At 60.9% G+C, this 8,614-nt stretch carries 11 protein-coding genes; 5 read left to right on the forward strand and 6 right to left on the reverse strand.

Annotated features, from left to right (window positions below; all coding sequences use genetic code 11):
• Positions 1-292 (forward strand): transposase (locus tag CHB90_RS24825; RefSeq protein ID WP_141135827.1); only part of this gene is annotated, 292 nt, incomplete at its 5' end.
• 30 nt (positions 293-322) lie between these two features.
• Here CHB90_RS24825 and CHB90_RS24830 read toward each other — a convergent pair.
• Positions 323-784, reverse strand: a complete 462-nt coding sequence (locus CHB90_RS24830; protein WP_089280404.1) for a hypothetical protein — start codon at positions 782-784, stop codon at positions 323-325.
• 578 nt (positions 785-1,362) lie between these two features.
• On the opposite strand from CHB90_RS24830, the gene CHB90_RS26690 reads away from it, so the two are divergent.
• Positions 1,363-1,506 carry a hypothetical protein gene (locus tag CHB90_RS26690; protein ID WP_170941184.1) on the forward strand — a complete coding sequence of 48 codons (144 nt, stop codon included), beginning with the start codon at positions 1,363-1,365 and terminating at the stop codon, positions 1,504-1,506.
• 3 nt (positions 1,507-1,509) lie between these two features.
• Here the strand turns inward: CHB90_RS26690 and CHB90_RS24835 are convergent, their stop codons facing one another.
• From CHB90_RS24835 to CHB90_RS24855, 5 genes are read right to left on the reverse strand one after another with little or no spacing between them, the layout of a single operon-like run.
• Positions 1,510-2,583, reverse strand: coding sequence for an Ldh family oxidoreductase (locus CHB90_RS24835; protein ID WP_089280409.1), 1,074 nt, complete (start codon positions 2,581-2,583; stop codon positions 1,510-1,512).
• Positions 2,576-3,436: an ABC transporter permease gene (locus CHB90_RS24840; RefSeq protein ID WP_170941185.1), complete on the reverse strand. Its 861-nt coding sequence runs from the start codon at positions 3,434-3,436 to the stop codon at positions 2,576-2,578. Before CHB90_RS24840 ends, CHB90_RS24835 begins: the two co-directional genes overlap by 8 nt.
• Positions 3,433-4,245, reverse strand: a complete 813-nt coding sequence (locus CHB90_RS24845; protein WP_089280405.1) for an ABC transporter ATP-binding protein — start codon at positions 4,243-4,245, stop codon at positions 3,433-3,435. Before CHB90_RS24845 ends, CHB90_RS24840 begins: the two co-directional genes overlap by 4 nt.
• Positions 4,242-5,270: an ABC transporter substrate-binding protein gene (locus CHB90_RS24850; RefSeq protein ID WP_089280406.1), complete on the reverse strand. Its 1,029-nt coding sequence runs from the start codon at positions 5,268-5,270 to the stop codon at positions 4,242-4,244. Before CHB90_RS24850 ends, CHB90_RS24845 begins: the two co-directional genes overlap by 4 nt.
• A gap of 60 nt (positions 5,271-5,330) precedes the next feature.
• The gene (locus tag CHB90_RS24855) at positions 5,331-6,185 is read right to left on the reverse strand and encodes a fumarylacetoacetate hydrolase family protein (protein ID WP_245823376.1); all 855 of its coding nucleotides are present in this window, start codon (positions 6,183-6,185) and stop codon (positions 5,331-5,333) included.
• A 207-nt stretch (positions 6,186-6,392) separates the two neighbouring features.
• Between CHB90_RS24855 and CHB90_RS24860 the strand changes: the two genes are divergently transcribed.
• The 3 genes from CHB90_RS24860 to CHB90_RS27225 all read left to right on the forward strand — a co-directional run.
• Positions 6,393-7,073 carry a FadR/GntR family transcriptional regulator gene (locus tag CHB90_RS24860; RefSeq protein ID WP_089280411.1) on the forward strand — a complete coding sequence of 227 codons (681 nt, stop codon included), beginning with the start codon at positions 6,393-6,395 and terminating at the stop codon, positions 7,071-7,073.
• A 285-nt stretch (positions 7,074-7,358) separates the two neighbouring features.
• Positions 7,359-8,042 carry a fumarylacetoacetate hydrolase family protein gene (locus CHB90_RS24865; RefSeq protein ID WP_089280408.1) on the forward strand — a complete coding sequence of 228 codons (684 nt, stop codon included), beginning with the start codon at positions 7,359-7,361 and terminating at the stop codon, positions 8,040-8,042.
• A 391-nt stretch (positions 8,043-8,433) separates the two neighbouring features.
• Positions 8,434-8,614: transposase (locus CHB90_RS27225; protein WP_245823377.1), on the forward strand; the 181-nt coding region annotated here is incomplete at its 3' end.

Raw genomic sequence — 8,614 nt, forward strand, 5'->3', positions numbered from 1 at the left:
CGTCATACCGCCGCGCAAGAATGCCAAGCCGTGGAAGCCATCGACTGCAGGGGCTATCGCTCGGAACGAGGCGCTGCGCGCTTCGAAATACCTTGGCCGCGCCATCTGGAGAAAATGGAGCGGATACCACCGACGAAGCCGCGCCGAGACGAAGATGCATTGCGTGAAGCTGCTGGGGCAGAGCCTCATGGCGCGCGACTTCGATCGTCAGGTCGCCGAACTTCAGATCCGCGCCGCCGTGCTCAACGGCTACACCGCGCTCGGCATACCCGTCACAGAGCCTGTGGGATAATTGCGTCCGGGGAAAGGGGAACTCCGGACGTTACCGACTTTGCGCAACAAAGCCCGCGACATGGACAAAATCATCAGCTTTGCGGCGTAGAAGTCGGGCAATCAGAAAAAGGTAAACGCTGTTGATCGCAAGGACAAAGATGTCTGCCGAGATCGGGACGTGGACCAATATCGCCAGCTGCGCGAAAGCGACCGGCACTCCATTCAACCAGAGCGTCTTGCGCCAGTTCGCTCCCAGGTCCTGGGTAAGAGCCGAGAAACCGAGATAGGCCAATGGCGCAACCATCACGGCAACCACCGGCTGAACCCGGGCGGCCCAAGTCGCATCAAATGAAAGTCGGAGCCCAAGCAGCAAACCAATGGTCGCCAAGGTCAAAAGAAAACCGCACAGACAAAGGCGCGCAGCAAAGGGCGTGCGGGTATCTTGCGCCAATGCGAAAGCCGCGATTGTCGACAGAACACTTACAAGCCAGACGAGAGGCAGAGTGATCATTTGTCTTCCTGTCGGCGGAACAACAGCCTTGGTAGCGGCTATACCAACATGTCTTTGACAAATCATTTGGGGTCAACAGCAGTTCGTCGTCAGTCCAGACCTGCGGCGGTGCAGAACGAAATCCGGATTCGAGGACATCTGGATGTCGGCTTTCAACTTCGCGGCGCAGCTGGTTTGCTCTTGCCGCGAACCTCCGCATTCGGCCTTGGACTACCAGGCCCCGGCCGACTATGCGCGGACCCTGAACACCGCAATTCCCCTTTCCAATGCGCCCCCGATTTGGGTCAACTCCGCATTCGAAGCCTCCAAACGCCGGCTCTGTGCAGAAGGCGCGCGTTGTTGTGGTGACCCCGTGGCGTTTCTGTTTTTGGCGTGGCCTTCCCCCACCCTACAACTACATCTGCACGATCTGGATCTTCACAGATGGATCGATCCAGCGTCAATCCGATCCACCAGATACCAAGACCAAACACCTAGGGCGCACACCCCGACACTGGCCACGACTTGTCAGGCACTGTCGGTCCGAGTTCAGCGCGCGCTAATTGGCCACAATGCCAGAGGCACGTTGGACGGCAGCCATGGCAGAACATGACAAGATTCTGCAACGGTTGCAGGCGCGCGATGGCCAGCGGTTGGGTGGAGTTCTGTCCAACCACCTGTTGGCCAAGCGGAGTGCGGTGCTGCGTTGGCTGAGCGACAAGGCCTCTGCCCGGCCAGACTGACGCTCAGCCCGTTTGTAGACCGGGAAACGGTGCCGCAATAGCGCAGTCCGCCGCCAGTTCGTTCAAATCGCGGCACAGGGCAAGTTTGAGCCTCAGCCCATCATCGCGTCGGGTCTGCGCGGCGGCGGTCTTGCCATCACCGGGCAGGCGCACCGGATCATGGCCCGGCAATGGCGGTGAGGCGCGCATCTCGTCAAAGACGCGCGACGCGGCTTCGCCAAAACCGTCACCCAAACCAAAGGCCACCGGATCCAAGGCCATGACAAATTGGCCAGTGTTGGTTTCCGATGTCGTATCCTTGGTGAAATCGACCACATCCGACCCAAAGGCCGCACCGTTCAGCACCCCGGCCATCAGCCCGATAGCTACCGACAGGCCAAAACCCTTGGGGCCGCCAATGGGCAGCAAGAACCCCTCGGATTTTCGCGCAGGATCGGTCAGCGGCTTTCCATCCCGCCCGACCATCCAGCCCTCGGGCATCGGCTCTCCCTGCTGGAGAAGCGTCTTGATCTTACCCATCGCCGCCACGGTTGTCGCCATATCAAAGACAAACGGATCGGGTCCGGCGCTGGGGGCCGAAAAGGCGATCGGATTGGTTCCCAGCAGCAGGTCACTGCCGCCATAGGGTGGCACATGGTTGGCGCTGCCCACGGCAGCGGCCATGCCCAGCAACCCGGCCTCGGCCTGTGGCCGAACATATAGGGCCAAGGGACCGGCATGATTGCCCCGGCGCACCCCGACCCATCCGATGCCGGTGGCCCGCGCCTTTTCGATGGCCAGATCGCGTGCCGCAGACATCGCCAGATGGCCCAGACCGTTGTCACCGTCGATCACCGCCGTCGACACGGTTTCCTCGGCCACCGAGACGTTGGGCGCGGCGTTACACCCTCCGCCGCCCAGCCGCGCCAGATATTGACGCAAGCGAAAAACACCGTGCGTGCCGTAGCCATAGATATCCGCCTCGACCATGAGGGCGGCGACCTTGGCCGCATCCCCCTCTGGCACACCGCGCGCGCCCAGCGCGCGGGCGACGAAATCGCTCAGGTCCGCAACAGCGATAGTGGGTGCGTCAGCCATCATGCGCCCCCACACGTTCCTTGTGCCAGAACACAACCTTGCGCTGGGTCCATGTGACCAACACATACAGCGCCAACCCGACAAGGCTGAGATAGAGGATCAGGGAAAACACACGCGGCGTGTTGAGCTGCGATGCCGCAATCCGGATCAATTCACCGAACCCTTTGCCACCGCCAAGGAATTCGCCGGTGATCGCGCCGGCCATGACGCCCACTGCACCAATCTTCAGCCCGGTGAAGATCTGCGGCAGTCCGGTCGGCAGCTTCATCTTGATCAGAGTCTGCATCCGGCTGGCGCCCATCGTCTTGAACAGCATTCGGGCATTTTCATCCGCCGCATGCAACCCGGCAGCAGTGCCAACCACAATCGGAAAGGTCGCGATAAACGCCGCGAGGGCCACCTTGGATTCGATGCCAAAGCCCAGCCACGCCACGAAGAGCGGCGCAAACGCCACCTTGGGCATTGTGTCGATGGCAACGAGGTAAGGCATGACCGCCTTTTCGCCAAAGGCTGTCTCGCCCACGAGAACACCCAGCGTGAAGCCCAGGAAGATCGCAAGCGCAAAGCCGTAAAACACCTCTTTGAGCGTGATCCAAAGCGCCTCTAGCATATAGCCGCCGGTCAACAGGTTCTTGCCGACAAAGATCATGTCTTGCAGGGTTTCCAAAGGTGTCGGCAGGATGATCGGCGACACGAGGCCAAGGCTGGTCGCCATTTGCCAAGACCCGATGAAGACGAGGAGGACAAAGGTCATCGCCACCGAGCGCGGGATGGAATCGATGAACGACACGTCCTGTACCCAGACCGTGTCTTGCGCTGTGTCGCGGGGTTGGTCTGTCTGAGTGACGCTCACATGTCTTCTCCCTTGTCCAGAAGTCCCCGGATATAGTCCACGATTGCCCCGAATTTCGGGGTTGTCATCATGTCGAGCGTGCGCGGGCGCGGCAGGTCGACCTCGACGATCTCGGCCAGACGTCCAGGGCGCGGTTTCATCACATAGATATGGTCCGAGAGGATCACTGCCTCCTGAATGGAATGGGTGACAAGAAAGGCAGTCGCGTGCTGCTCGCGGCAGATGCGCTGCAACTCCATGTTCATCATGTCGCGCGACAGCTCATCCAGCGCGCTGAATGGCTCGTCCAGCAACAGGACAGCGGGTTCGGTGATCAGCATCCGGCAGATCGAAGCGCGCTGCGCCATGCCACCCGACAGTTCGTTGGGATAGACGTTCTCGAACCCTTTCAACCCCACGATGTCCAGCAGTTCATGCGCCTTCTCGAGGGCTTTCTTTGCGGCGGCGCGTCCATCGCGGATCTCGATGGGCAGCACGATGTTTTCAACCGCGGTTCGCCATGGAAACAGGGTCGCATGCTGGAACATCATGCCGATGTCCCTGCGCGGTCCTGTGACCGGGCGATCCTGCAGGACAACCCGACCGCTGGTTGGCGGGATCAGTCCCGCCATGATCTTGAGCAGGGTCGACTTCCCGCAGCCGCTTGACCCGATGACGGAGGAAAAGCTGCTTTTGCGCAACGTCAGCGACACGTCGTCCAGCGCCACCACCTGGTTGCGCGCATATGTCTTGCTGACGTTGGACAACTCGTAGACCGGCGCGCCCAATTGCGCGCCGGAGTGTGCTTGTGTGGCGATTGCCGAGTTCATCCGCCGATTGCCTTGTTCCCGATGGCGGCGAACTCATTGGTCCAGGCAGCGGTCAGGTCGTCGAGCGGCCCCGCGATCTCGCCTCCGGCAACAAGGGCCTCTTGCCATTCCTCCCAGACCTCTGCCGGATACCAGCCCAGGCCATTGCTCATGTCGGTCGGGATGGTCTTGGACCGAACCGCATCAAAGAGTGCTGACTGGAACTCCTTGTCTTCACCTTCTTGCGGGTTGCCGTCCGCCAGATGCGACAGAACGGCCTCGCGGTTGGCATCATCCAGCGCAAAGGCATGACCGCGGGCAAAGGCCCGGCTCCAGCCCTCGACCAGTTCCCGGTCGTCGCGGATGGTGTCGCCCATTGTTGCGATGCCGTTGCCGAAGAACCGCGCAAATTCGGCGGGCGTGATGTCGCGCACTGCCATGCCGCGCTGGTTCAGGATTGCCGCGTCTGCCGTCGACGAGGAATAGGCATCAATCGCGCCACCAAGGAACGCGGCCGTCGCCGGGCCGCCGTCGCCGACTGTCAGGAATTCGTAGTCCGTGCCATCGGTCATACCTGCGCTGGTCATGACGTTGCGGGCAAAGCCCACCTCTGCCCCATCCGCCGTGCCGGTGCCGATCACCTTGCCACGGAGACCTTCGATATCCGTGATTTCAGATTCTTCCTGCACGACCACGCCAAAGTTGCTGCGCGCCGCGACATTATAGATGTGGACGGCATCCACACCGCGCGACCGCGCCGCGATCAGGGGGCCGGGACCAGGGCGACCAAAGTGCGCCTGTCCGGCCGACAGCGCCTGCAGAACCGCGCCCGAGCCGTTGATCGCCTCCACGGTCACGTTCAGGCCTTCTTCCGCGAAGTAGCCTTCACCGATGGCCGCGAATACAGGGAACGAGTTGATGGCCGAGGGGCTGGGCTGCACGAACGTGATGTCACGCAGACTCTGCGCAAAACCCCGTGTCCCCATCAGTCCCGCAGCCGGAATTGCCGAGAGCATCGTCTTGGTGAATGTTCTTCTGGTAATCATGGTCGTATCTCCTCCCAGGTGTATCGCCTGTCAGCTACGGAGCACCGCAACAGCAGGCGTTCAAACAGCGCGCACGGTGTTCCTGAGCGCGCCGATTTCCGATATTTCACAAACCACCGTATCGCCGTGCTTGAGAAAATTCGGTGGCGTCATGGCGTAGCCGACGCCGGACGGTGTTCCCGTGGCAATGACGTCGCCGGGTTCCAGCGTTAATCCCTCAGACAGCGATGCGATGAGCGTGGGGATGTCAAAGATCATGTCGCGGGTATTGCCATCCTGGCGCTTTTCGCCGTTTACGGTCGTTCCGATTGACAGTTGCTGCGGGTCCGAGATCGCATCAGCGGTTACGACCCAGGGTCCGATCGGGCAGGATCCGTCCAACCCCTTGCCCTTGAAGTACTGCGCGCCATGGCGGCGCTGGATATCCCGGGCCGTGATGTCGTTGAGGATCGTATAGCCAAAGACATGATCATAGGCGTCGGCCTTGGATATGTTGCGACCAGGTTTGCCGATCACGACGGCCAGTTCCACCTCGTAGTCGATTTCCACTGAAAGCTCGGGAAAGATCAGAACCTCGCCTTCGGGCGGCACGATCGCGGTGCGCGGCTTGGTGAAGAAGACCGGGTATTCTGTCACTCCGATCTTGGCGTTCTGGGCCTTTTCACCCTCGGCGATGTGGTCGGCATAGTTGCGGCCAACGCAGAACACGTTCTTGCGGGGCGCAGGGAACGGTGCCATCAGGCGGGAATCCGCCGGCAGATGCGCAACACTCGTTGCCCCGGCGTTTTCCACGAGTTTTCGCAGCGCAGTAAGGGCGTTGGGTCCGCCATCGACCAAGGCTTGCAGGGTTCCGGCCCGCAAGGCGTCGCCGTCCGCTCCCGCGAGATCCTTTGCTGCACGGGCGATGTCCAGCATCGTACCGTCGCCCAAGATGGCAACGCATACAGGCTGATTATCCACGGATATTGTTGCCAGTTGCACCCGGCGCTCCTCCCATCAATTGTCGCACCACGATCCCGGCTTTTGCCGATGTTCGACTCGGAGCGCGTTCTCCTATTCCCTCCGAGTGTTTGCTGGCGTAGCGTTTCAATCAATCAACCAATGATGGAATTGGGTGAATGCATGACGGGCTCAGACAACCTGACACAACAGTTGCGCGAACTGCTTGATACGGCAGGATACCGGCACAATGACCGCGTCCCGCCCGAGCGGCAGCTTTGCGAAATGCTTGGAACCACGCGCAATCGGCTGCGCTCTGCGCTGGCCGAACTGGAAGCGCAGGGGCGGATCTGGCGCCACGTCGGGCGCGGCACTTTTGTCGGGTCCCGGCCTTTGCTCAATCTCAAGGATGTCACCTATCTGCGCGATCAGATCAAACCGGCCCAGGTGGTCGCGGTACGCTTCAACATCGAACCCGAATTGAGCAGGTTGGCCGCGCGTCACGCCAGCCGATCCGACCGCGATCAGATGCGGCTCTGCGCCGAACGGTGCCGGTCAGCCGAGGATTGGCGCACCTACGAGGCGTGGGACAACAACCTGCACCACGCCATTGCCCGCGCCACCCGCAACCAGCTGTATCAGTATTTCTTTGAAACCCTGAACTCGGTTCGACGGTCCATTGTCTGGGGACAGCCACGCGTCACGCGCAGGCCCGCAGCGGATTATTCCAGCTTTACGGAACACGACAATATCGTGTCGGCCATCGCGGCCCAGGACGACGAACTTGCCGGCCGAATGATGCTTGAACACCTCCGGTCCGTCTACACGCGCGTCCTGCCAGAGGCGATCCCGGCAGGCGGGTGACTGGGGTCCTTGCCGCCGGCGGTCCAGGCCCAGACCCGGGCCCAAACCCAATCAACGGCCCCGCCCAGTGGCCGCACGGGGGACTGTTGCAGACCAAGCCACCGGTTACCCAATTTCCAAATTGGTCGACAGAGATCCGGCGAAATCCCCATGAAACAAAGGCAAAATCCTGCGACCTCGGCCAATCCACCCTGATGCACGCACGCTGTTTGGACACGGCATCAGATTGATTTAACGATCCCCCCCAATTACAGGTCGATCAGGCAAGCGCTCAGGAGGAAGCCAATGTCTAACACTGTAATTCCCGCTCCGCAGGTACACGTCATCCCCACAGGCGATGGCGGTACGTTCCCGGTCCGGCGGGTCTATTGCATCGGGCGGAATTTTGCCGCCCATGCCGTCGAGATGGGCCACGACCCCAACCGGGAACCGCCGTTCTTCTTCCAAAAGAACCCCAACAACCTCGATGCCTCCGGCGAGTTTCCCTATCCGCCACACAGTTCCGACGTCCATCATGAGGTGGAACTGCTGGTCGGCTTGAAATCCGGCGGTACGAACATCCCGGTGGACAAGGCGCTGGACCACGTCTGGGGCTACGGTGTCTCGCTGGACATGACCCGCCGCGACCTGCAAGGCGACGCCAAGAAGATGGGCCGCCCCTGGGAAATCGGCAAAGCCTTTGAACGCTCGGGCCCGGTTGGTCCTCTGCGTGCGGTATCCGACGTTGGCCATCCCGATCACGGCCATGTGGTGCTGAAGGTCAACGGTGAGGTGCGCCAGGAGGGCGACCTGAACCAGATGATCTGGAAAGTTCCCGAAATGATCTCATATCTGTCGGAGTATTTCGAACTTCAGGCAGGCGATGTCATCATGGCAGGCACGCCGTCGGGCGTGAATGCCGTTGAGCGGGGCGACGTGATGGAGGCCACCATCGAGGGCGTCGGGACGCTGACCGTCAAGGTCGTCTAAACCCTCCTGAGCAAGGGCGGTTGAGACGGGCATTGCCTGCGGTCTCAGCTGCCCGAATCTCCCTCACCAGCGCCGTATGAGACGGTATTCGCCTACCTTTCTCGCCTCGCCGCGACGTTGAACACAGACGTTGTCGAGGTCTCAAACGACATGGGCATCTCGTTCAAGCGCATACTCGACCAAGACCCCGTGCAGTGCGGGTACCGCGCTTCGCGACCTGTCTCGTCAGTTCCATGGCCGGGCTGATTTCCAGTATCCGTCCGCTGTCGCCGCTCTGACGAGCGGAACCCTCGGCTGATAGTGTCCACCATCGATAGTGGACATCTTGAGGCACTCCATGGCGGGCAAAAAGGGTCAGAAGAAGCGGTTCTGGGCTGACGAAGAGAAGCGGTTGATCTGTGCGCAGGCTTTGGCACCGGGCGTGTCTGTCGCGCAGGTTGCACGTCGCTATTCAATGAACGCCAACCTGATTTTCAAATGGTTGAAGGACCCTCGCTTTTCCCCTGCCACGGGTGAAACGCCTGATGTGCAGAAAGGCGGCAGTGTTTTTCTGCCGGTGCAGATCTCCGGCG

It is taken from the genome of Antarctobacter heliothermus (assembly GCF_900188425.1).
Lineage (GTDB): Bacteria > Pseudomonadota > Alphaproteobacteria > Rhodobacterales > Rhodobacteraceae > Antarctobacter > Antarctobacter heliothermus.

Coding starts and splice junctions, on each gene's coding strand:
- CHB90_RS24850 (WP_089280406.1), bottom strand. CDS start 5,270: ATGATTACCAGAAGAACATTCACCAAGACGATGCTCTCGGCAATTCCG.
- CHB90_RS24865 (WP_089280408.1), top strand. CDS start 7,359: ATGTCTAACACTGTAATTCCCGCTCCGCAGGTACACGTCATCCCCACA.
- CHB90_RS24845 (WP_089280405.1), bottom strand. CDS start 4,245: ATGAACTCGGCAATCGCCACACAAGCACACTCCGGCGCGCAATTGGGC.
- CHB90_RS26690 (WP_170941184.1), top strand. CDS start 1,363: ATGGCAGAACATGACAAGATTCTGCAACGGTTGCAGGCGCGCGATGGC.
- CHB90_RS24830 (WP_089280404.1), bottom strand. CDS start 784: ATGATCACTCTGCCTCTCGTCTGGCTTGTAAGTGTTCTGTCGACAATC.
- CHB90_RS24860 (WP_089280411.1), top strand. CDS start 6,393: ATGACGGGCTCAGACAACCTGACACAACAGTTGCGCGAACTGCTTGAT.
- CHB90_RS24835 (WP_089280409.1), bottom strand. CDS start 2,583: ATGGCTGACGCACCCACTATCGCTGTTGCGGACCTGAGCGATTTCGTC.
- CHB90_RS24855 (WP_245823376.1), bottom strand. CDS start 6,185: ATGCTGGACATCGCCCGTGCAGCAAAGGATCTCGCGGGAGCGGACGGC.